Source organism: Citrobacter freundii complex sp. CFNIH4, from assembly GCF_002934505.1.
Lineage (GTDB): Bacteria > Pseudomonadota > Gammaproteobacteria > Enterobacterales > Enterobacteriaceae > Citrobacter > Citrobacter freundii.
Window position 1 is genome coordinate 4,808,264 of record NZ_CP026231.1, and the last position, 21,495, is coordinate 4,829,758.

At 54.6% G+C, this 21,495-nt stretch carries 18 protein-coding genes; 3 read left to right on the top strand and 15 right to left on the bottom strand.

The window, feature by feature from the left end; translation table 11 throughout:
- Positions 1–103 precede the first annotated feature (103 nt).
- The 6 genes from fdhF to C2U41_RS24580 all read right to left on the bottom strand — a co-directional run bounded on the left by fdhF (position 104) and on the right by C2U41_RS24580 (position 9,479).
- Positions 104–2,251, bottom strand: coding sequence for a formate dehydrogenase subunit alpha (gene fdhF / locus C2U41_RS24555; RefSeq protein ID WP_080602221.1), 2,148 nt, complete (start codon positions 2,249–2,251; stop codon positions 104–106).
- 203 nt (positions 2,252–2,454) lie between these two features.
- Positions 2,455–3,915 (bottom strand): MdtP family multidrug efflux transporter outer membrane subunit, encoded by a 1,461-nt coding sequence (locus C2U41_RS24560; protein ID WP_032939200.1) that lies wholly within the window; start codon positions 3,913–3,915, stop codon positions 2,455–2,457.
- Entirely contained in the window at positions 3,912–5,951 is a 2,040-nt protein-coding gene (mdtO, locus tag C2U41_RS24565; protein WP_048216944.1) for a multidrug efflux transporter permease subunit MdtO, read from the bottom strand. Before mdtO ends, C2U41_RS24560 begins: the two co-directional genes overlap by 4 nt.
- Positions 5,948–6,982: a multidrug transporter subunit MdtN gene (mdtN, locus tag C2U41_RS24570; RefSeq protein ID WP_103849066.1), complete on the bottom strand. Its 1,035-nt coding sequence runs from the start codon at positions 6,980–6,982 to the stop codon at positions 5,948–5,950. The genes mdtO and mdtN overlap by 4 nt, the downstream gene beginning before the upstream one ends.
- A 19-nt stretch (positions 6,983–7,001) precedes the next feature.
- Entirely contained in the window at positions 7,002–7,277 is a 276-nt protein-coding gene (locus C2U41_RS24575) for a YtcA family lipoprotein (RefSeq protein ID WP_003844749.1), read from the bottom strand.
- Between the two features lie 216 nt (positions 7,278–7,493).
- Positions 7,494–9,479, bottom strand: coding sequence for an alkyl/aryl-sulfatase (locus C2U41_RS24580; RefSeq protein ID WP_044714894.1), 1,986 nt, complete (start codon positions 9,477–9,479; stop codon positions 7,494–7,496).
- Between the two features lie 292 nt (positions 9,480–9,771).
- Between C2U41_RS24580 and C2U41_RS24585 the strand changes: the two genes are divergently transcribed.
- Positions 9,772–10,503: a response regulator transcription factor gene (locus C2U41_RS24585; protein WP_044702176.1), complete on the top strand. Its 732-nt coding sequence runs from the start codon at positions 9,772–9,774 to the stop codon at positions 10,501–10,503.
- Between the two features lie 48 nt (positions 10,504–10,551).
- Here C2U41_RS24585 and C2U41_RS24590 read toward each other — a convergent pair whose 3' ends face one another.
- From C2U41_RS24590 to C2U41_RS24615, 6 genes are all read right to left on the bottom strand, one after another.
- On the bottom strand, positions 10,552–11,556 hold the full coding sequence (locus C2U41_RS24590) for a carbohydrate kinase family protein (protein ID WP_103849065.1): 1,005 nt from the start codon (positions 11,554–11,556) through the stop codon (positions 10,552–10,554).
- Positions 11,553–12,413 carry a ketose 1,6-bisphosphate aldolase gene (locus C2U41_RS24595; protein ID WP_003031787.1) on the bottom strand — a complete coding sequence of 287 codons (861 nt, stop codon included), beginning with the start codon at positions 12,411–12,413 and terminating at the stop codon, positions 11,553–11,555. The genes C2U41_RS24590 and C2U41_RS24595 overlap by 4 nt, the downstream gene beginning before the upstream one ends.
- Before the next feature lie 14 nt (positions 12,414–12,427).
- The gene (locus C2U41_RS24600) at positions 12,428–13,111 is read right to left on the bottom strand and encodes a D-lyxose/D-mannose isomerase (RefSeq protein ID WP_103849064.1); all 684 of its coding nucleotides are present in this window, start codon (positions 13,109–13,111) and stop codon (positions 12,428–12,430) included.
- Between the two features lie 120 nt (positions 13,112–13,231).
- Positions 13,232–14,173 carry an ABC transporter substrate-binding protein gene (locus C2U41_RS24605; RefSeq protein WP_003826688.1) on the bottom strand — a complete coding sequence of 314 codons (942 nt, stop codon included), beginning with the start codon at positions 14,171–14,173 and terminating at the stop codon, positions 13,232–13,234.
- Between the two features lie 88 nt (positions 14,174–14,261).
- On the bottom strand, positions 14,262–15,257 hold the full coding sequence (locus tag C2U41_RS24610; protein ID WP_003031803.1) for an ABC transporter permease subunit: 996 nt from the start codon (positions 15,255–15,257) through the stop codon (positions 14,262–14,264).
- On the bottom strand, positions 15,250–16,773 hold the full coding sequence (locus C2U41_RS24615) for a sugar ABC transporter ATP-binding protein (protein ID WP_003844755.1): 1,524 nt from the start codon (positions 16,771–16,773) through the stop codon (positions 15,250–15,252). Before C2U41_RS24615 ends, C2U41_RS24610 begins: the two co-directional genes overlap by 8 nt.
- A 114-nt stretch (positions 16,774–16,887) precedes the next feature.
- Here C2U41_RS24615 and C2U41_RS24625 point away from each other — a divergent pair, with 114 nt between their 5' ends.
- Entirely contained in the window at positions 16,888–19,152 is a 2,265-nt protein-coding gene (locus tag C2U41_RS24625) for a hybrid sensor histidine kinase/response regulator (protein WP_103849063.1), read from the top strand.
- A gap of 69 nt (positions 19,153–19,221) precedes the next feature.
- Positions 19,222–19,551, top strand: coding sequence for a DDRRRQL repeat protein YjdP (gene yjdP, locus C2U41_RS24630; RefSeq protein ID WP_003031807.1), 330 nt, complete (start codon positions 19,222–19,224; stop codon positions 19,549–19,551).
- Positions 19,552–19,752: 201 nt separating this feature from the next.
- Here yjdP and phnP read toward each other — a convergent pair whose 3' ends face one another.
- Genes phnP through phnN form a run of 3 tightly spaced genes read right to left on the bottom strand, consistent with a single transcriptional unit; the run spans position 19,753 to position 21,495 of the window.
- A complete protein-coding gene (gene phnP / locus C2U41_RS24635; RefSeq protein ID WP_103849062.1) occupies positions 19,753–20,511 on the bottom strand; it encodes a phosphonate metabolism protein PhnP in 759 nt (252 codons plus the stop codon).
- 8 nt (positions 20,512–20,519) lie between these two features.
- Positions 20,520–20,954, bottom strand: coding sequence for an aminoalkylphosphonate N-acetyltransferase (phnO, locus tag C2U41_RS24640; RefSeq protein ID WP_003031809.1), 435 nt, complete (start codon positions 20,952–20,954; stop codon positions 20,520–20,522).
- On the bottom strand, positions 20,941–21,495 hold the full coding sequence (gene phnN, locus C2U41_RS24645) for a ribose 1,5-bisphosphokinase (protein ID WP_003841102.1): 555 nt from the start codon (positions 21,493–21,495) through the stop codon (positions 20,941–20,943). The genes phnO and phnN overlap by 14 nt, the downstream gene beginning before the upstream one ends.

Consider the following 21,495-nt stretch of genomic DNA (forward strand, 5'->3'; position numbering starts at 1 on the left):
TTTGAGTTTTATTTAGGGTACGGAATGAACAGTATAAAGAGATCGTATGGATAAAAAAACAGCCTCCGGGCGGAGGCTGTTGCAGAACAGGTACGTAAACGGACTAACCCATCGCGCTTTCGCGCAGACTGGCTTTCAGCTTGTTGTACTCATCAATAACATACTGCTCGGCAGCGCGCTGATCGGCAATGCGTTCAACGTTAACGGCACAGTACTTATACTCTGGCGTTTTGGTAATCGGGCTTAAGTTCTCGGTTACCAGCTCATTACATGCGCCAATCCACCACTGGTAGGTCATGTAAATCGCGCCTTTGTTTGGACGATCGCTGACTGCCGCACGGGTAATGACCCGACCTTTACGCGAGTTAACCCACACCAGTTCTTCGTCCTGGATGCCCAGGCGTTCTGCGTCGGCGGTGTTGATCTGGGCATAGCCCGGTTCATCCGCCAGCGCGGCCAGCGCCGCACAGTTACCGGTCATCGAACGGCAAGAGTAGTGGCCGACTTCACGCACCGTAGACAGTACCATTGGGTACTCTGGGGTGAGTTTGTCGATTGGCGCTACCCAGTCGCAGGTGAAGAACTGCGCCAGGCCGTTCGGGGTGTCGAACTTCTCTTTAAAGAGATAAGACGTCCCCTGATCGGCTTCTGAGGTGTCGCGGCAAGGCCACTGGATATAACCCAGTTCGCCCATTTTCTCGTAAGTGGCACCGTAGAAATCCGGGCACAGATGACGCAACTCGTCCCAGATTTCCTGGGTGTTGTTGTAGTGCATCGGATAGCCCATACGGGTGGCGATTTCACTGATAATCTGCCAGTCCGTTTTCAGATCCCACTTCGGCTCAACGGCTTTAAAGAAGCGCTGGAAGCCACGGTCAGCCGCGGAGAATACGCCTTCATGCTCACCCCATGACGTAGACGGTAAAATAACGTCTGCGGCAGCGGCGGTTTTGGTCATGAAGATATCCTGCACGATGACCAGTTCCAGATCCTCAAAGCCTTTGCGCACTGCGGAGAGTTCAGCATCGGTCTGTAATGGATCTTCACCCATGATGTACGCCGCGCGGACTTCGCCATGCGCTGCACGGTGCGGCAGTTCGCTGATGCGATAACCGGTATGTGCAGGAAGACTTTCCACGCCCCAGGCTTTAGCGAATTTCTCGCGGTTTTCCGGGAACTTAACGTACTGATAGCCCGGATAGGTATCCGGCAGCGCGCCCATATCGCATGCACCCTGAACGTTGTTCTGACCACGAACCGGGTTAACGCCCACGCTTGGCTTACCGAGGTTGCCGGTCAGCATTGCGAGGCTGGTCAGTGAACGCACGGTTTCCACGCCCTGATAGAACTGGGTAACACCCATACCCCACAGGATAGCCGCGCTTTTTGCCGTGGCATACATACGTGCAGCCTGACGAATATCCTGCGCGCTAACGCCAGTGATATCTTCGACGGACTCCGGCGTGTAACCTTCGACAATCTTGCTGTACTCTTCGAATCCTTCCGTACGGGAGGCGACGAACGCCTGGTCGTACAGTTTTTCTTCGATGATGACATGACCCATGGCGTTGAGCAGCGCGATGTTCGAGCCGTTTTTCAACGCGATGTGCATGTCGGCAATACGCGCGGTTTCAATTTTGCGCGGATCGCATACGATGATTTTCGCCCCGTTACGTTTAGCGTTAATCACGTGATTCGCCACGATCGGGTGGGAATCCGCCGGGTTATACCCGAAGATGAACACTAAATCTGTGTTATCAATTTCATTGATAGCATTACTCATTGCGCCGTTACCGACCGATTGGTGCAGACCTGCAACCGATGGGCCGTGTCAGACGCGAGCGCAGCAGTCAACGTTATTGGTACCAATAACGGCGCGCGCGAATTTTTGCATTACATAGTTGGTTTCGTTACCCGTACCGCGAGATGAACCGGTCGTCTGAATAGCGTCCGGGCCATACTTCGCTTTGATGGCGCTCAGACGAGTGGCGACGTAATCAAGCGCTTCATCCCAGGAAACAGATTCCAGTTTGCCGCCACGCTGGCGACGGATCATTGGGGTTTTCAGACGAGGGGTCAGGATCTGGGTATCGTTGATAAAATCCCAGCCATAGTAGCCCTTCAGACACAGAGTACCCTGGTTGGTTTTCCCCTGCGCCGCTTCAGCCCGGACGATTTTGCCGTTATCGACCACCAGGTTGATTTTGCAACCTGATGCGCAATATGGGCAAACCGTGACGACTTTTTTCATCGGTCTCGCTCCAGTTAATCAAATCGCGCATACGCGCTGTCGCTTTAGTTATGCATCTTTTATGCCATGTTTTTATCAGGGGCATTCATCGATATTACGGGCGAATTTTGCGCAAAACCCTGACGAAAAACAGGCTGTCGTCATATTTGACGTGACAAAAGAAAATGCCGCGTGACGGATATCACGCGGCGAGCCGGAGAACGCTACTTCTTGTTAGCAGGGGCTTGATAACCTCCGCCAAGCGCTTTGATGAGTTGAATATTCTGCATGAGTCGTTGGGTATCTATGACCAGGAGCGACATATCTTCTGCGATCACGGGTAATTTGGCCTCTGTTGCCAGCAGGCGACTGCTCAGGCCTCGCTGGTAAGCCGCGTCTGCTGCTGCTTGCGTGTAATGCGTGGCATCTACGCGTTCCATCTGCATTACCCGTTGTTCATTGAGCGTTTGCAGACGTGTTCCGTTAATCGCGACATCGCGCACTGCATTGAGCACCGACTGGTTGTAGCGCTCTATCATCATATTGCTGGTTGCGCGGGCGCCTTCCAGATTGGCATTCAGACGACCTCCGTCAAACAGCGGTAAACGCAGGCCGGGGATGAAGTTGATCTGCCTGCTGGTGCTTTTGAACAGTTGATCGATATGGATAGCGTCTAAACCGAAGAAGACTTTGATATCAAAGCTCGGATAAAACAGGGCACGAGCGGCCTCGACCTGGTTCAGCGAAGCCTGCACATACCAGCGCATAGCCTGCAAGTCCGGACGCCTGGCAAGCAGGTCGTAGGAGAGCGTTGCGGGTATTCCTGTATCGACAGTTGGCAGTGCGACCGGTTTGATTTCAGGCAGATCTTTTGCGCCGGCACCGATCAGCGCCCGGAGTGATTCCCGAGTTTCTTTGATTTGTCCTTCAACCGCGACGATTTGCTTGTCCACTGCCAGCAATTGCGCACGTGCGCCATGGTACGGTACTTTTGCTTCCAGCCCGTGAGCGACCTTACTCTGGTGGGCCTTCACGGCATAATCAATAACATCGTGGGTCTGCTGCAACAAATCAAGCATCTGGTAGCTGGCTTGCATACTGTAATACAGCTGCGCGACGCCGGTCGTCAGGGAGAGTTCCACTGCTGCGGTTTCGGCAATCACGGCATTTTGTGCGCCAATAGCTGCCGCGACAGCGGAACGATGCTCGCCCCACAGGTCGAGATCCAGTCCGGCGACCAGACCAATCGTCGCTTCAGTGTAGTAGGGGCCGTCCATCCCTAATCGTGGCGCATCCAGCGCGTAGGGGCCGAGGAAGCCGTTGGCAGACGCTCGCTGGCGGTTAATCATGCCCAGCGCTGCCATCTGGAGCTGAGAACGCCCTTCCAGCAGTTCAGTCTGCGACTGCGCTTTCTCTTCACGCAGCTTCACTTCGGCGAGGTTATGGGAGCCAGACAGCGTTGCTTCAATAAGCGAGTTTAGCTGTGGGTCGTTAAACTGCCGCCACCACTGTGCCTGTGGCCATCCTGAGCTTGCCAGATGAATGTCTTTAGCCAGTGAGATCTGCTCAGGCTGTAATTGCGGATGTGGTGCAGAATCTTTGCGGATCAGTGCACAGCCGGAAAGGACCGTTGCGCCGCTGAGTATGCCGCAGAGGAGTAATCGAGGGAGATATCGGTTCATTATTGGGAGGTTCCTTGCTCCTGCTCGCTTGCTGGTATTAGCGTCGGGTGAGTCCAGTCGGGTAAACAGGTTATCTGCTGTATGATGCAGCGCTCCTGTTTGGGTAACGTTGGTAAAATGTCTTGAGATGGGGACAGGTTTTCAATCGACGGCGGAAGGCTGGATGCTGTCGCCAGGTCGGCTGCGTATTTTTCCAGCGCATCGGCCAGGTGTGTTGCGCTCTCCAGCAATACCGCGTTATCCAGCGTCGGGGCGTCATTTCGGGTGGTATCCCAGGCATAGAGAATGTCACGGCCCAGGTGAATAACGCGCTGACTACGTTGAATAAGCGCCATGCGTTCATCGCCGGGGAGTTGGCGTTCCAGCGCGACCCTCTCGCACATTTCATCACAGGCGTTAAACGTCGCATGGAGACCAATACGCATCTGAAGATAAGTGCGCATGAGAACAGCATCCTGCTGACGTGGGATCCGCAGTAATTTGCTGAGCAGTCCCAGCGAGCTTGCCAGTTTTTGTGGCAGCGCTTTGGCTTCGCTTTCCGGCCAGACAAAGGTGTAGATCACCGCAGAAACAAGAGTGCCGATCAAAATGCCGAAGGCGCGATCGCGGATTTCCACCAGGTCGTAGGTTGGGCCAAAGACGTTTTCAAGCGTTGCCAGCGCGAAGGTGACGACCATTTGGGTTCCGATATAAGAGGAACGTTCTGAGCCGGTGGCAATCCAGGCACCCATCAGGAAAAGTGGCGCCAGCACCAGGAGAAGTTCGACGATATTGTCCAGCCAGGGCATGACAAAAATCGTCATCAGCAGGGCCAGAATTGCGCCGAAAAATGCGCCGCCGAAGCGCAGTGCCATCTTCTGGTATGACGAGCCGATACTGGGGTTCGCGACAATAATGCAGGTCAGCATGCAGGTGTGGATGCCTTCCCAGTCGGTACCGGAATAAAAGACATAGCAAATCAGACATGCCAGCAGTGTTTTTAATGCGTAGCGAATATAGCCTGGGTTGGTGAACGCGTCAGATACCATTGAGGGCGGTTTAGCGACAGGAGCTGGCGGCGTATTAGGGTCCATGTGACCAAGCTGTAGCAGGGTTTGGCACAGGGGCTCCAGGCCGCATTCGCGGGCCGTTGCGGCTTCTGCCTGACTGAGTTCCCATTCACTTTGCCAGGGCATACCTCGAGCAACCGCATCTTGCAGTGCGGTTATTTCACGGCACAGTTTCTGCTGGAGATCGCGGGTTGCCGGGTTATGTGCCGTGAAATCGTAGCGATTGAGAGTAGTGTACAGATAGGTGGTTGTGGCAACGCAAGCCTGCCACCAGGCACTTTTTTCTCGCCAGTCTGCGTCATCTGCCAGACAAAAGATGTTCAGCTTTTGCAGCGCCAGCACTTCTCGTTCGATGTATTTTTCCGCAAGCGGTGTTATCGGTGCCGTCAGGTAATTGAGGGCATCACCCAGCCTGGCACGCAGGGCTTCGCGCATTTGGTTGACAGCGCGGCTGGGAAACCACAAAACGGCGATCAGCGTCATCAGTAGCGTGGGGTACAGACCAACGACGATGCACCATAACGTCAGGCGAACGACGACCTCGGGGTAGTCGAGCATGCCGGGGAAAGATTGCCCGTATATTGCAACAATCGACACGGCAAAGAAAACCAGCCCCAGACGATGGGTTCGCATCAGGAACATGCAGGCCAGAACGATCAGGCTGGCAATGATCAGACGGACCAGAGGGTAGCTATAAGACCATTTGTAGATCAGAAATAAACTACCTATCTCTAATGCTGTGGCGACGACGAAGAGAATCGCCACGAATTTGGTATAGAAAGCATTGGACTGGATACCATAAAAGAGTACGGCAAGCGAAAGCGCCAGGAAGGGGATCTCATAGGTCATCGAGATCAGTACCACCAGCAGGCAACCCGCCCAGAGCTGCATGATTTGTGGGAGTCTTCCGGGACGTTGTTCGCTTAATTCTTCGTGAAAAAACGCCAATAGCCTGACCAGTGGCAGAGGCAAACAGTTAAGTGCTTTCATTTCTGTGGCTCAAGGGTAGCAACCGCCGATGCGCCGATGCGAAACATCTCTTCATCCGGTTTATCTACCACGATTTTTACCGGGAAGCGTTGGGCAACGCGAACCCAGTTGATAGAGCGGGAAACACGCGGCAAACCGCCCAGCACCATACCGCCATCATCAGGTAATACACCGTAGCCGATTGAATCCACTTTACCGACAAACACTTTGCCGCTGTCGCTCATCAGGCGAACATTGGCTGGTGTGCCTGCATGGATATTTTTCAGCTCTGTTTCGCGAAAATTGGCGATTACGTACCAGTGACGGGTGTCAATCAGGGTAAAAATGGGTCGCATGGCGGAAGCAAACTGCCCGACGGAGGTTTTTAATGCCACCACGCGGCCATCGAAGGGTGCGCGTACTGTTGCCATTTCAAGATGCAGTTTGGTCAGGGCGATATCGGCTTCTACGGCGATGCGCTGAGCTACCAGGGCATCAACGCCACTCACCGCGCTGGCAGCCTGCTGCGCCTGTAATAACACCGCATTAAGATCTGCCGCTGAGGCGCGTTGTGCCGTTCTGGCGCGATCAACATCTTCCGCGGAGACAAAACCTTCCGTCAGTAGTGGTTCGGTACGGCGCAGAGTATCGCTGGCTTGCTTAGCGGCTGCTCGCGCTTTTTCTACCGTAGCCCGTACGGAGTCAGCACCATATTGTTGTGCATCTACGCTGCGCTGGGTCAGCATGATCTGTTTATCCAGAGCGGCGAGCGACGCTTGTGCTTTTGCCAGATTCGCTTCATAGATACGGGGATCGATACGAAACAGCACATCACCTTGCCTGACCTGCTGGTTATCGGAAACAGCCAGTTCGACAATGCGACCACTGACTTCTGGCACGACATCGATGGTGTCGGCTGAGGCGTAGGCGTCATTGGTCGCGGGTGAGCTATCCAGTTTCCAGATGACGAAGACCAAAATAACCAGCGCAAGTACCAACAGCATCAGCGCGGGAAGTTTGTTACGCGGAGCTTTTTTCGACGAGCTTTCCATAGGGGCGTCTCAAAATAAGTTAGAAAAATACCAGCCAGAACAGCATGGAGTAGAGGGCAAAAAGGGCGGTATAAATAATCCCGATAAAGGCCAATCCGCTATATTTATGCAGAATGAATTTTCGGGTTATGAGTGTCAGGATGACACCGCCAATAAGGCAGAACAGCCAGTCGGGATAGTAAGCACCGATGACCGGAATGGCGGGAGAGAAGTTGCATCCTGTTAATAATGGCAGCGAGAGAAACCAGCCTATTATTCTCAGCGGTATCACAATGCTGGAGTTAACCGTTTGCATAACAAAATACATCCTGTTTATCGCGAACAATATCATGAGTGAATATAAAAATATAAAGCGTCAGCAGTATGGCAATTTTTTAACGAGATAAAATATCTTTGCATGCCCACCGAGTTCATAATTCATTTATTTATTCTATTGTTTTTGCGATTGCACATTGTTGTGTGAATAAATATGCTTCCAGAGATTGAAAATATCTCTGGAAGCGGCTTGTTATTAATTGGGTGTAACGACATTAACCCACAAATCAAATTGATCCAGCATCGCTATCACTTCATCCAACTTCGCGGCTTTGCCAATCACTTTGACTTTCTTCGCGTGTACCAGATCGCTCATTTTCACCTGGCCTGTCAGCACGTCGTGCAGATCTGTACGGCTGATATAGAATGAGGTGTCGGCATCTGGTTGCAGGGTCTGACGATGATTGAGCACGCTGTTGTTGAGCGTCAGATTCAGGTTCTCGCCTTTGTCCAGGTTGAAGTTCAGGCTGATGTGTTTACCTGATGCTTTCTCACTGTCCAGACGAACGGCCATGTAATCGAGCAGCATTTCTACGCTCATGCCGTTGATGGTGTCCGGGGAATTGGTGGTGCCGTGTGTAAATTTACGCACGCCTTCACGCAGTTCTTTCGCGCCGGTGAGGTAGAAACCGCGCCAGGTGGCGGACTCGGCCTGATAGCCCAGCTGTTCAAACGCATTCGCTTGCAGATTCTTAGCCGCCTGGTTGTCTGGTTCAGCGGAAATCACGTGCTTGAGCAGTTCTGACGTCCAGCGATAATCACCCTTGTCATAGGCTTCCTGAGCCAGCTCAATGGTCTGTTTTGCACCACCCAACGCTTTGACGTAGCGTTTACCCATATCTGTCTGTCCGTAAGGATCCAGATTTGCCGGGTTGCCGTCGAAGTAGCCGAGGTAGAAGTTGTAGACCGCACGCGCGTCATGGCTGACCGAACCGTAGTAGCCACGACTGGCCCAGTTATTGGCGAGCGTTGGTGGTAGTTGAATCATGTTGCCAATCTCATTCATCGTATAGCCCTGGTTAGCCATATTCAGAGTTTGATCGTGGATATACTTGATGGTGTCGCGATATTTACCGATATAGTCGTTAATATGCTGATTACCCCAGACGGGCCAGGTATGCGGCATAAACAACACTTCTGCCTGGCTGCCCCACATATCAAGTGTTTCGTTCAGATACTCGGTCCATTTGCTGGTATCGCGTGTTTTTGCACCGCGTAGCGTATAGAAGTTATGCAGCGTGTGCGTCGTATTTTCTGCCGTACAGAGCGCTTTGAGCGCCGGAATATATAAGTGCATTTCGGAAGGCGCCTCGCTGCCTGGCGCCATCAGGAAATCGAACTCCAGGCCGTCGATGACTTTTTTCTCACCGGTTTTGATGATTGATTGGGTTGGGGCAATGATGGTCGGTAGACCTGTTGTCAGCGTGACGCCCAGACCGTTGCCGATATTTCCTTGTGGGTTACGAGGCAGAAGCAGGCCGTAGGAGAACAGAGCACGGCGACTCATAATATTGCCCAGCAATACGTTTTCGCTGATGGCTTCTTCCATAAAGCCTGCCGGGGCGAGAATCTGCACTTTGCCAGATATCACGTCATTTTCAGAGACAATGCCTTTCACACCGCCATAGTGATCGGTATGGCTATGGGTATAAATAACGGCAACAATCGGTTTTTGCGGACGATGTTGATAGTAGAGGTCTAGGCTGGCTTTTGCTGCCCCAGCGGTAACTAATGGGTCGATAACGATAATACCTGTATCACCTTCGATAAAAGTGATATTGGAAATATCCTGGCCGCGTACCTGATACATCCGTTCAGTGACTTTAAACAAGCCCGAAATACCGTTGATCTGCGACTGTCGCCATAAGCTGGGGTTTACTGTTTCTGGTGCAGGGGCATTGATATCAAACTTATAATCTTCTGCGCGATAAAAGGGTTTTCCGTCGGCATTTTTAAGAATACCTTGGTTAGGCAGTGGTGCGATAAAACCACGCTGCGCATCGTCAAAATCCTGGCGATCGGCAAAAGGTAATGATGTTAAATAACGCTGATTCTGTTGCTTTGTATATTGTGACGCTGGTTGGGATGATTCACTGGCAAATACAGGATTAACTAATATTCCGGTAGTCGCGACCAATGCAATAAAAATCCTGCTCAGGCGGAACGGCTGAGATTTATTCATATGAATCTCCATTTATCATATGTACTGTGAATTTATTAAAATAGTAATAATCGCTGCTTTAATTTTGTCATTATCATAAGTTCGAATGTTTTATTTTAAAGAAAGGAAGTGTGATCTGCGTAGTTATTCTTATTAGGTATTTGTGCCCAAAGTGCTGAGCAGAGGAAAACCTATTATGTTTACTGAATAGTGTGACAAGGATTATATTTTTATCAGATAGATCATGTGTGCTCTTTCACTTCGCCTGATATTACTCACAATAAGATGATAACGAAGTGGACGGAGTCGAATGATGAAACCCGTTGTTCTGGTTGTGGATGATGACGTGGCAGTCTGCTCGCTTTTACAGGATGTGCTGAACGAACACGTCTTTGCGGTGACCGCTTGTCACACCGGGCAGGAGGCGTTGCGCTGCATTGAGACTCAGCCGGAGATCGCGCTGGTATTGCTGGATATGATGTTGCCCGACATCAACGGTCTGATGGTGCTGCAGCAGGTGCAAAAGATGAGGCCCGGATTACCGGTGGTGATGCTGACCGGGCTTGGCAGCGAGTCGGATGTGGTGGTCGGGCTGGAAATGGGCGCTGACGACTATATCGGTAAACCGTTCAATGCGCGGGTGCTGGTGGCTCGGGTAAAGGCGGTGCTCAGACGCGTTGGCGTGTTAACGGCAGAAAACGGCGGCCCACAGACCACGGGGCTTTCTTTCAATGGCTGGCATCTCGATACCGCCGGTTGCCAGCTTCGTAATCCCCAGCAGTTGAAGGTGGAGTTGACGCAGGGGGAATACAGCCTGCTGTTGGCGCTGGCTCAAAATGCCCGCCGGGTGCTGAGCCGGGAACAACTGCTGGAGCTGACGCGTAGCGACAGTGTTGAGGTGTTTGACCGCACTATTGACGTGTTAATCATGCGCTTGCGGCGAAAAATAGAGATTAACCCGCATCAACCGATGTTGATCAAAACCCTGCGCGGGTTGGGTTATGTGTTTGCCGCCGACGTGCAGCATCACGATAAGGCGGCGTAATCGTGTGCAGTTGCCGGATGCGGTCGTAGGCCTGATAAGCGCAGCGCATCAGGCGTCAACCATTTCTGCTTTTAACTCTGCCAGCGTCTTCGCGCCGTCTATCGCATTGGCGCACAGCAAGCTTGCCCGCGCACAGGCGTGTGCCAACCTGACGCTGTCCGTCAGCGACCAGCGCTCATGACAGCCATACAAGAATCCGGCGCAAAACGCATCACCCGCCCCGACGCTGCCAACGATCTCCTCCTGCGCCAGGTACTGCGACGGGATCCAGACGCCCGGCAGATCCGGCGCTTCACCCCAGGCACCTTCCGGACAGTGAATAACCACCCGCTGGCGTACGCCTGCATCCAATAATTCGCGCGCGGCGGTAGCGATATGCGGGATATGTAGCTCGCCGTTGGACTGGCGGATCTCCAGCCCGCTAAATTCTCCGGCCTCCAGCTCGTTAATTACCAGATAGTCGAGATGGCGCAAGGCTGGCATCACCAGTGGCTGGTAGCGCGGGTCGCCCTTGCGTGAGACCAGATCCAGCGATGTTTCAAAGCCGTTGTCGCGCATTTGCGCCAGCAGCCTTGCGCTACGCGTCCCGTACTCCTTATCCGGCATGTCCAGACTGTCGAGCAGTAACAGATATCCCAGATGGAAGATTTTCATCGAGGTATCCAGTTGCTCAAAAGCGGGCAAATCCAGCAGTCTGTTGGCGCCCGGCGAGTGGAAAAAGGTGCGCTGGCCGCTGGGATCGGTCATCACCTGCGACATTGACGTGGGCGCGAATGTCGTGCGCTGCACGTGTTGGCGATTAACGTGATACTGCTCCAGCATCGCCATGATGTAGTCGCCATCGCTGTCCTGACCGATTAACCCCACCGCCTGCAACGGCAGCCCAGTGTGCATTTTTGCCAGCGTCAGCAGCACATTAAGCGGCGCACCGCCCGTGGCGCGTTCGCTACGGGTGATTTCCGCCAACCAGCCGCGTTCCGGCCACTGCACAATTTGATGCACATGATCGACCAGCATGTTGCCTGCGGCGATAACGCCTTTGCGTTCCATCAGACCCGTCCCGCGCTGCCAAAAATGCGCATCTGTTCTGAAACGGTATCGGTAATGGCTTCCTCAATGCCGAGCAGCAGTTCGGCGAATTCGTCGTATAAGGGCTGACGATTCGCCATCCGCGTCTCCACTGCCGACAGCGCCGCCTGCGACATGCCGGTATAGAAGTTGATTTTGTGAATGCCGAGTTCAATTGCGCGCTTGAAATCGTCGTCGCTGATGCCGGAGCCACCGTGCAGTACCAGCGGGATTGCCGCCTGCTGGCGAATGGCGTCCAGACGCGGGAAGTCGAGCAGCGGTTCGCCTTTATATTTGCCGTGGGCATTACCAATGGCGACCGCCAGCGCGTCAATCCCGGTTCTGTCAACGAAATCACGCGCCAGCATTGGGTCGGTAAACAGTGATTCGTCGGCATGACCGTACAGCGCACCGCCTTCATCGCCACCGACTGCGCCCAACTCAGCTTCCACCGACACGCCGACGGCGTGGCACATCTTCACCACTTCGCGGGTCTGACGGATATTTTCTTCGTACTCCAGCGTGGAGCCATCGAACATCACTGAGCTGAAACCTAAGCGTAACGCTCGCACCACCGACTCAAAGTGCAGGCCGTGGTCAAGATTCAGCACTACGGGAATGTCATGCCGCGCGGCTTCGAATTTGACCGCTTCGACCAGAGAATCCAGCGAGATATATTTAAAATGCACCTCGGCAATGTTGATAATAAACGGCGAACGTTCTTGCTTTGCTGCGGCAAACAACGCGCGCAGGAAATGTGAATCCAGAACGTTAAACGCCCCTAAGGCATAGCGGTGCTCGCGGGCATGGGCAAGGCCATCAGCGAGTGAGATCAACGGCATAATGTGCTCCTTGGTTAGCGGAACAGGCGATATTCGTTACACAGCACCAGCAGCGCCGGTTCGTCTTCTTCAATGTTGTTGTAGCGGGAAATCGGTTGCAGAAAATGGTTGTCGTGGTCGTCGTCATTAACAGAAGAGACCTCGCCAACCAGCACGTCGCCAAAACCTTCTTCCGCCCAGAAGCTGTGATACAGGCCCGGCGGCAGGCAGATGCTTTCACCCGGCGTCAGGCGCAGTTGACTGCCTGCGGCATGGGTTTGCCGACAGCCGTCAATTACCACGCTAACGTCGCTGTCTTCCGTTTGCTCGCGGATCCCTGCATTCCACAGTTCTACAATGAGATTGCCGCCGCCGCGATTGATAATGTCTTCGCGTTTGCGCCAGTGAAAATGCATCGGCGTGACCTGTGCATCGCGAACATGCATGATTTTCTCGGCGTAGCATTTCTCGTAAGGCATGCCTTTCGGCGAACCATTACGCAGGGTGAACAGCGTTAATCCTTGCGCGGCGAAATTATTGCCGCCAAACGCGGTGACATCCCAACCGAGCTTAAGGTCGAACACTTCGCTCCAGGCAGCGGCATCAAGCTTGCGCCATTGGGTCGGGGGGAAGCTGGCAAAAGGGGGGAGATGCACGTCGTGCTGAGAGAAAAACTGGCGCGTGTGCCCAAGGATCTCGTTTATTGCGGAGCGTTTCATCGGCAGAATCCTCCTTAATATAATGCCGGATGGCGCCTCGCTTATCCGGCCTACAAATTCATAGCGATCTTGTAGACCGGATAAGGCATCTTTGCCGCCAACCGGCGTTGTTGTGGCGGGCTATTTAACCGTCCAACCCTTATAACTGCCGACGTTGTTTTTATCGATCATCGTCACTGGGATCAGCACGGGTTCTTTCGGGGCGGGTTTCCCCTGCAATATGTCATAGCCGATTTCAACCGCTTTGGCAGCCATCACCTGCGGATCTTGTGCCGGAGTCGCCACAAATAGTGAGTTTTCGCGCTTCAGCGCTTCTTCACCGTCTGGGGATCCATCTACGCCGACAATAAAGAATTCGCTACGCTGCGCCTGTTTTGCCGCCAGATCGGCGCCGATCGCCGTGGGATCGTTAATGGCGAATACGCCGTCGATCTTCGGATTCGCCGCCAGCAACGCGGTCATGATCTCCAACCCGCCTTCGCGACTGCCTTTGGCGTTTTGGTTATGCGACAGCACCTTAATGTCCGGGTGGCGTTTAAACTCAGTCTGGCAGCCTTCCACACGGTTCTGGACGGCGGAAACCGGCGGCCCGTTGATGATGACGACGTTGCCTTTCCCTTTCAGACGGTCGGTAATGTATTTACAGGCCATTTCACCTGCCTGAGTGTTATCGGAAGTAATGGTCGCGTCTGCGCCTTCCGCCGCTACGTCAACGGCAACCACCACGATCCCGGCGTCTTTCGCGCGTTTAACCGCCGGGCCAATGCCTTTGGAGTCGGCGGCGTTAAGGATAATCATGTCGACTTTGGCGGCAATAAAGTTGTCGATTTGCGACACCTGTTGCCCCAGATCGTAGCCGCTGGAAACCAGCGTGACTTTAACGCTATCACCTGCCAGTTTGCGTGCTTCCAGCTCCGCGCCTTTGGTGATCTGCACGAAGAACGGGTTGGCCAGATCGCCCACCGTAACGCCGATGGATTTCAGTTCTTTTGCCTGCACAAATGGAGCTGCAGCAAGCAGGGCGCCAGCACAGAGCGCGGTCACTAATGGCTTCAAACGCATACTCGTTTCCTCACGTAGGGTATTGTTGTTATACGCCTGATGGCGCTGCGCTTATCAGGCCTACGAATGAGTAGGCCAGTAAGCTTGTCTATGCACTTTGATGGTGTCGGGTACGGTATTTGTCGATCAGCACCGCTATGATGATCACCGCCCCTTTGATCACCAATTGCCAGAAATAGGAGACGCCCATCAGCGTCATGCCGTTATTGAGCGTGGCAATGATCAACGCCCCCACCAGCGTGCCGGTGATGGTGCCGATCCCGCCAACAAAGCTGGTGCCGCCGAGGATCACCGCCGCGATGGCGTCCAGCTCGTAACCCATGCCTAAGTTGCCGTTGGCGCTGTACAGCCGCGAGGCGCTCATCACCCCGCCAAGACCTGAGAGCAAACCGCTCATGCCGTAGACGAACAGCAGTACCAGCCACACTTTGATCCCGGTTAAGCGCGCGGCCTGCATATTGCCGCCAACCGCATAGATATGAACGCCGAGCGTTGTGCGCCTAAGAATGAACCAGCACACCACCACCACCGCCAGCGCAATGACCACCAGCCACGGAACCGGACCGAGATAGTTGTTGCCGATCCACTCAAAGCTGATGTTGGAGTTAATCACCGTCGTGCCATCCGCCAGCAGATAGGCCGCGCCGCGCAGCGCCGTATAGGTTCCAAGCGTGACGATAAACGGCGGCAGGCCGGCAAAAGCGACCAGCGCGCCGTTAAACAACCCCAGCACCATGCCGAGCAACAGTGCAGCAGGGACTGACAGCATGGCAAACTCAGGAATGAGAGAAACCACCATGGCTGCGACGGCGGTGGTGCCGAGAATCGAACCAACCGAAAGATCGATGCCGCCGGTTAAAATAATGAAGGTCATGCCAGCGGCCAGCACGATGTTGATCGACGCCTGGCGGGTAATATTCAGCAGGTTGCTTTCGGTAAAAAAGTTAGGCGCGATAAAGCCAAACACCGCCACTATCAGGATGAGAATCGGTAAGATACCGACCGTTTGCATCAGATCGCTCATCAGCATTTTTTTTGCGGAGGCGGATTTCGCCACCTGCTGGGGAGTGGTTGGATTATTCATGGGGCACCGCCTGATGATGGGAGTCGTTCACGCCGGTTGCCAGCGTCATAATATTTTCCTGGGTAATACTTTGTCCGTTCAGCTCGCCGGCAATACTGCCTTCGCGCATGACGTACACGCGGTCGCTCATCCCGACCACTTCCGGTAGTTCGCTGGAGATCATTAGGATCGCCACGCCTTTGCGCGCCATATCGTTCATGATCCGGTAGATCTCGCTTTTGGCGCCGACGTCCACACCGCGCGTGGGTTCATCGAGGATCAAAATGCGTGGCCCGATCGCCACCCAGCGCGAAATCAGCAGCTTTTGCTGGTTGCCGCCGGACAAGCCGCCTGCGCGGACCTGGGCATGCGGGACGCGAATATTGAGCAATTTGATGGCGTCATCAGAAATCGCCTGCGCCTTTTTGCGATCGAGCATGCCCCAGTTCGCGTCACGTTCCAGCGTTGCCATGGTGATGTTTTCTGCCGCTGCCAGCTCTAAAAATAATCCCTGCTCTTTGCGGTTTTCCGTCAGAAAGCCAATGCCGTGGTCAATTGCTTCGCGCGGGGAGTGGATCACCACCGGTTCACCGTCCACTTCAATCATGCCGCCGATGGCTTTGCGCACGCCAAAAATCAGCTGCGCCAGTTCAGAACGCCCGGCGCCAACTAACCCGGCCAGGCCGACGATCTCCCCGGAACGCACCAGCAAGCTGCACGGCTGGACTTTATGGCCGTCGGTAAGGTGATGGACGTTGAGGCGTGCTTTACCTAAGGGAATGTCGCGCTCTTTGTTGAACAGGTCGCTCAACGGACGGCCCACCATCATGCGCACTAGCTCCGAGGCGTTGAGCTTGTCGCGGGTCAGGCTGCCAACATATTGCCCGTCGCGCAGGACGCTGACGCGATCGGAGAGTTCGTACACTTCCGCCATGCGGTGGCTGATGTAGATAATCGCCATCCCCTCATCGCGTAGGCGCATGATCAGTTCAAATAGGCGGTGGGTTTCACGTGAGGAGAGGGCGGCGGTGGGTTCATCCATCACCAGAATGCGGCTGTTACGGTGCAGGGCACGGGCAATTTCAACCTGCTGCTGTTCGGCGATGGTCAACGTCATCACACGGTCGCTGGCCTTAAACTGGGCGCCGAGTCGATCGATGACTTTCTGTGACTGCATGACCATCTCTTTACGCTGGACCAGACCGCCGCGCGACAGCTCGCTGCCAAGAAAGATATTTTCTGCCACCGTCAGGTTCGGCGCGAGCTGCATCTCCTGATAAATCAGCGTGATGCCTGCGCTGAGTGCATCTTTGGGACCGCGAATGTGAAACGGCTGACCGTCAATCAGGATTTCACCGCTGGTGGCGGTATAGGCGCCCGCGAGGATCTTCATCAGGGTGCTTTTCCCCGCACCGTTCTCGCCCATCAGGGCATGAATCTCGCCCGGCCAGACCGTTAAATCGACCCCTTTCAGCGCGTAAAATTTGCCAAACGCTTTAGCAATGTTGCGCATCTCCAGAACCGGTGTCCTGCTCATGGCGGATCTCCTGTGGGGTGGCCGATATCAGCAGTCCATCACAGGAATGTAAATGCAAAATGTCAGAAGCCGTTCATATTTGTCATATTGCGATTTTTCTTCACGGAGCGTGATATGCCGCAACCGGGACGTCACTTTTTCGCCAGTGCGCGTGGACGATTGCTGTTCTTCAATCTGCTGGTGGTGGCGGTCACGCTGATGGTGAGCGGCGTGGCGGTGCTGGGGTTTCAGCACGCAAGCCAGATCCAGGAGCAGGTGCAGCAGCAAACCGTTGACGACATGACCGGCAGCATGAACCTGGCACGGGATACGGCGAACGTCGCGACAGCGGCGGTGCGGCTGTCGCAGGTAGTCGGGGCGCTGGAATACAAAGGGGAAGCGGAGCGGCTGCAGGAGACGCAAAGGGCGCTGAAGCAGTCGCTGGAACAACTGGCTACCGCGCCGCTGGCACAGCAGGAGCCGGTGCTGGTCGAGCGAATTATCCAGCGCAGTAATGAACTACAAAGCAGCGTGGAAGGGATGTTGCAGCGCGGTCAGCGGCGGCACCTGGAACGTAACGCGCTGCTCAGTTCGCTGTATCAAAATCAAAGCTATTTACGTCATCTGCAAAAGCTCACCGGCGCGCAGGACGATGTGCTGCTGGGGCAGATGGACCGCTTAATTGTTGCCGCCATCGACACGCCCACGCCGCGTTCAGTGGTGAAACAACTGGATGCGGTGATGCCCGCTCTTCCCTTGCTTCATGCCAATCCGCTGATTAGCGGTATCCTCAACGACTTCAACCAGGAGCTGCATAAGCTGGAGCCGCTCTCTTCCGCGCTGGAGCAAAGCGATTTGGCCATCAATTGGTATATGTTCCACATCAAAGCGTTGGTGGCGATCCTCAACAGCGATATCAACCAGTATGCCTCGCAGGTGGCGCTGATCTCAGAGCAGCGGGTGGCGCAAAGCCATCAGGAACTGCAATCCGGCGCGTTGTTTATTTTAGTGTTTGCACTGCTGGCGGTGGTGATCACCGGTTTTGCCGGGTGGTATATCTACCGTAATCTCGGCTCCAACCTAACGGCCATTTCGCGGGCGATGACCCGACTGGCGCACGGTGAATCAGACGTCAGTGTCCCGGCTCTGCAGCGGCGCGATGAGCTGGGCGAGCTGGCCCGCGCCTTTAGCGTCTTTGCCCGCAATACGGCATCGCTGGAGCACACCACTCGACTGCTAAAAGAAAAAACCAGCCAGATGGAAATCGATCGCACCGAGCGTCAGGGGCTGGAAGAAGCGCTGTTGCACAGCCAAAAGCTGAAGGCGGTGGGGCAACTGACGGGTGGATTAGCGCATGATTTCAATAACCTGCTGGCGGTGATTATTGGCAGTCTGGATTTGGTGAATCCGGAGTCGCCCGATGCGCCACGGGTCAATCGGGCGCTAAAAGCCGCCGAGCGCGGGGCGCTGCTTACCCAACGGCTGTTGGCCTTTTCGCGCAAACAGTCATTGCACCCTCATGCGGTGGAGCTGAAAACCTTGCTGGAAAACCTGGGCGAACTGATGCGCCACTCTCTTCCGGCCACGTTGACGCTGGAGATTGAAGCCCAGTCGCCTGCCTGGCCCGCGTGGATTGACGTCAGCCAACTGGAAAACGCCATTATCAATCTGGTGATGAACGCCCGTGACGCCATGGACGGGCAGGCGGGCACGATAAAAATCCGTACCTGGAATCAACGGGTTACGCGCAGCGATGGGCGTAAGCAGGACATGGTGATGCTGGAGGTAGCCGACCAGGGAAGTGGGATGTCGCAGGAAGTGAAAGCGCAGGTCTTCGAGCCATTTTTCACCACCAAACAGACCGGCAGCGGCAGTGGGCTTGGGCTGTCGATGGTTTACGGTTTTGTGCGCCAGTCCGGTGGCCGGGTGGAGATTGAAAGCGCCCCCGGGCAGGGAACGACTGTCCGGCTGCAACTGCCTCGCGCCGTTGTTCCGGTGCAGGCTCAAGTGGAAGCGGTAGCGCAACACACAACGACCAACGATGAAAAACTGGTGTTGGTGCTCGAGGATGAGGACGATGTACGCCAGACGTTGTGCGAGCAATTACACCTGCTGGGCTACCTGACGTTAGAGGCCGCCAACGGCGAACAGGCGATGCATATGCTGGCGGCTTCATCCGAGATTGATATTTTTATCAGCGACTTAATGCTGCCTGGTGGTTTAAGCGGCGTGGATGTGGTTAACCATGCCCAGGCACATTATCCGCAGGTGTCCATCTTGCTGATGAGCGGTCAGGATTTACGCCCGGCGCATAACCCGGCGCTGCCGGATGTGGCACTATTGCGTAAGCCTTTTACCCGGGGAGAGCTGGCGCAGGCGCTGCGGCATTCGCGTAATTGAGATTCCTCCGCTACCCGCGCAAATACGCTTTGGTTACCGTGGGGCGAGTTTCTTGATGAGGCTGGTTTTATGCAACGCTCCGCGACATTCCTTCTTTTTAGTTTGCTGATGCTGACCACCGTATCGGCGCAGGCGGATATTATCGATGACGCCATTGGTAATATTCAGCAGGCGATAAACGACGCATACAAACCGGACAACGGGCGGGATTATGATGATTCCCGTGATGAAAGCTGGCAGCGCCAGATGAGTGACGACCGGCGCAGGCAATATGACAATCGCCGCCGCCAGTTTGAAGATCGACGTCGCCAACTGGATGACCGTCAGCGCCAGCTTGATCAAGAACGGCGTCAGTTAGAAGACGAAGAACGCAGAATGGAAGAAGATTACGATCGTTAACTGTAACTATCTAAATGTAAGAATATTTTATCCCCTGTAAGGGATTTCGCTGTCAGCTCAACATCTCGCCATTTTATGTTAATGCATGCACTTGAGCACAGTGCATGTATGCATTGCAATCTCTCTATGCTTATGGAAAAGTCGCCTGACTGTCGTCTTGTCGGCCGGATAAGATGTTTTCATCGCATCCGGCAAATTTCCTTACTCCAGCATAATCTCCATACCGTCATATCCTGCCTCAAACCCTGCGGGAAGCTGGTTTTCCATCATCCACAGGTCGAACTGATGGCTGATATGCGTCAGGATCACCCGTGGACAGCGGATAATGTCGTTCAACGCGATAACGGTATTTAAATCACAGTGATTGCGCGGTGGCTCGGAGCGCGGGGCATGGCTGCAGTCGATGATAATCACCTGGGGTTGGTTATTGTGGAGAAACTTCAGCGTCTTGTCGGGAAGTCCGGCGGTATCGGAGAGCCACGCCACGCGGCTATGTGCGGTCTCCAGCAGATAACCAAACGTCAGCTTTGAATGGTTGAGCGGTAGCGGCGTGACCTGCAATCCTTGCAGGTCAAACACTACGAATGGCGCGACGGTATGGCTAAAATCGAGGATGCCGGGATGCTTAAACAGATCGTCGCAACCCTGTTCATCCGGCGGTCCGTACACCGGGATAGTCGCCCCCACGCCCCAGCGCAGCGGAAACAGCCCCTGCACGTGATCCATATGATAGTGGGTCAGCAGAAACTGCTGGAAGCTGCCCACTGGCCAGTCGTCCATCAGATGCGGGATCCCCGCGTCCAGCAGCGTCACCGCATTGTTGAATTTGACCACCCCGCTACAAGGGCGTCGACGATATTGCGCCTGTAAGCGTGCTCGTTGGCAGGCCGCACAGTCGCAGCCAAATGTCGGCACCAGCTGTGCGCCGCCAGTTCCCGTTAGCGTAATGATCAGACTCATGGCTTCCCCTACAGCGGTTTGGTGAAGCGAAAATGGCTCATGGTATAGCCTTCACGCTGGTAAAAACGGTGTGCGTCAAGTCGTTGGGTGCTGGTGGAAAGCTCGGTGACTTCTGCGCCCGCTTCGCGTGCGGCGGCTTCGGCCCAGGCCAGTAGCTGGCTGCCGACCCTTAACCCTCGTGCCTGCGGCATCACCACCAGTTCCTGGATTTCGCCAATCCAGTTGGCGTGGTGCAGATGAAACTGCAGGTGTAGACCGATCAAGCCGACGACCTGTCCGTCGATCAGTGCCAGCTGGTAGTGCATATTGGCATCTTGCAGATTAGCGGCGTAACCAGCGCTAAAAGCCTGCAGGTCAAATTGACCCTGTTTCAACTCGCAGATGAGCGCGTAAACCGCATCGGTATCGTAGAGCGTGGCGCGGCGTAATTCACAGACAGACATGTTTCTTCTCCTTGCGTCCCATCAGTGCGAGCAGTGTATCGACAGACTGTAGCAAACTACCATCGTTATTCAGGACGTGGCAGTCATACGGGGCGTAGCGGGCTGCGCGTTCAAGACGGGCGGCGATTTCCGTTTCGCTCTCCCGCCCACGAGCCTGCAGGCGCTGGCGGAGAATTGCCGGAGAAACCTGTAAGCAAATGGGAAGCAAAGAAGCGCCATAACGGGCCTGCGCCTGGGGCAGATGCGCACGCGAGCCGTTGACCACCACATCAAAACCAGCGTGCAGCCAGAGGTCTATCTCCACGCCGACGCCGTAGTAGAAACCGTTGGCGTGCCAGCTCAGCGCCAGCAGATTCTGCCCGGCGCGGGTAAAAAACTCTGGTTCACTTAGCGCAATATGATTTTCATTCCCGGCGTTGGCGGCGCGGGTGATGTAGCGATGCGCCACCAGCAGTTGCGCCGGTTCCTGCTGGCGCAATTCTGCCAGCAGACTGTCCTTACCGGAGCCGGACGGCCCCATCAGCCAGATCAGTTTACCCAT

Bases quoted from the DNA above. Each gene is read 5' to 3' on its own strand.
- mdtO (WP_048216944.1), bottom strand. From the start codon at position 5,951: ATGAAAGCACTTAACTGTTTGCCTCTGCCACTGGTCAGGCTATTGGCG.
- mdtN (WP_103849066.1), bottom strand. From the start codon at position 6,982: ATGGAAAGCTCGTCGAAAAAAGCTCCGCGTAACAAACTTCCCGCGCTG.
- C2U41_RS24575 (WP_003844749.1), bottom strand. From the start codon at position 7,277: ATGCAAACGGTTAACTCCAGCATTGTGATACCGCTGAGAATAATAGGC.
- C2U41_RS24580 (WP_044714894.1), bottom strand. From the start codon at position 9,479: ATGAATAAATCTCAGCCGTTCCGCCTGAGCAGGATTTTTATTGCATTG.
- C2U41_RS24585 (WP_044702176.1), top strand. From the start codon at position 9,772: ATGAAACCCGTTGTTCTGGTTGTGGATGATGACGTGGCAGTCTGCTCG.
- C2U41_RS24595 (WP_003031787.1), bottom strand. From the start codon at position 12,413: ATGCCGTTGATCTCACTCGCTGATGGCCTTGCCCATGCCCGCGAGCAC.
- C2U41_RS24600 (WP_103849064.1), bottom strand. From the start codon at position 13,111: ATGAAACGCTCCGCAATAAACGAGATCCTTGGGCACACGCGCCAGTTT.
- C2U41_RS24605 (WP_003826688.1), bottom strand. From the start codon at position 14,173: ATGCGTTTGAAGCCATTAGTGACCGCGCTCTGTGCTGGCGCCCTGCTT.
- C2U41_RS24610 (WP_003031803.1), bottom strand. From the start codon at position 15,257: ATGAATAATCCAACCACTCCCCAGCAGGTGGCGAAATCCGCCTCCGCA.
- C2U41_RS24615 (WP_003844755.1), bottom strand. From the start codon at position 16,773: ATGAGCAGGACACCGGTTCTGGAGATGCGCAACATTGCTAAAGCGTTT.
- C2U41_RS24625 (WP_103849063.1), top strand. From the start codon at position 16,888: ATGCCGCAACCGGGACGTCACTTTTTCGCCAGTGCGCGTGGACGATTG.
- yjdP (WP_003031807.1), top strand. From the start codon at position 19,222: ATGCAACGCTCCGCGACATTCCTTCTTTTTAGTTTGCTGATGCTGACC.
- phnP (WP_103849062.1), bottom strand. From the start codon at position 20,511: ATGAGTCTGATCATTACGCTAACGGGAACTGGCGGCGCACAGCTGGTG.
- phnO (WP_003031809.1), bottom strand. From the start codon at position 20,954: ATGTCTGTCTGTGAATTACGCCGCGCCACGCTCTACGATACCGATGCG.
- phnN (WP_003841102.1), bottom strand. From the start codon at position 21,495: ATGGGTAAACTGATCTGGCTGATGGGGCCGTCCGGCTCCGGTAAGGAC.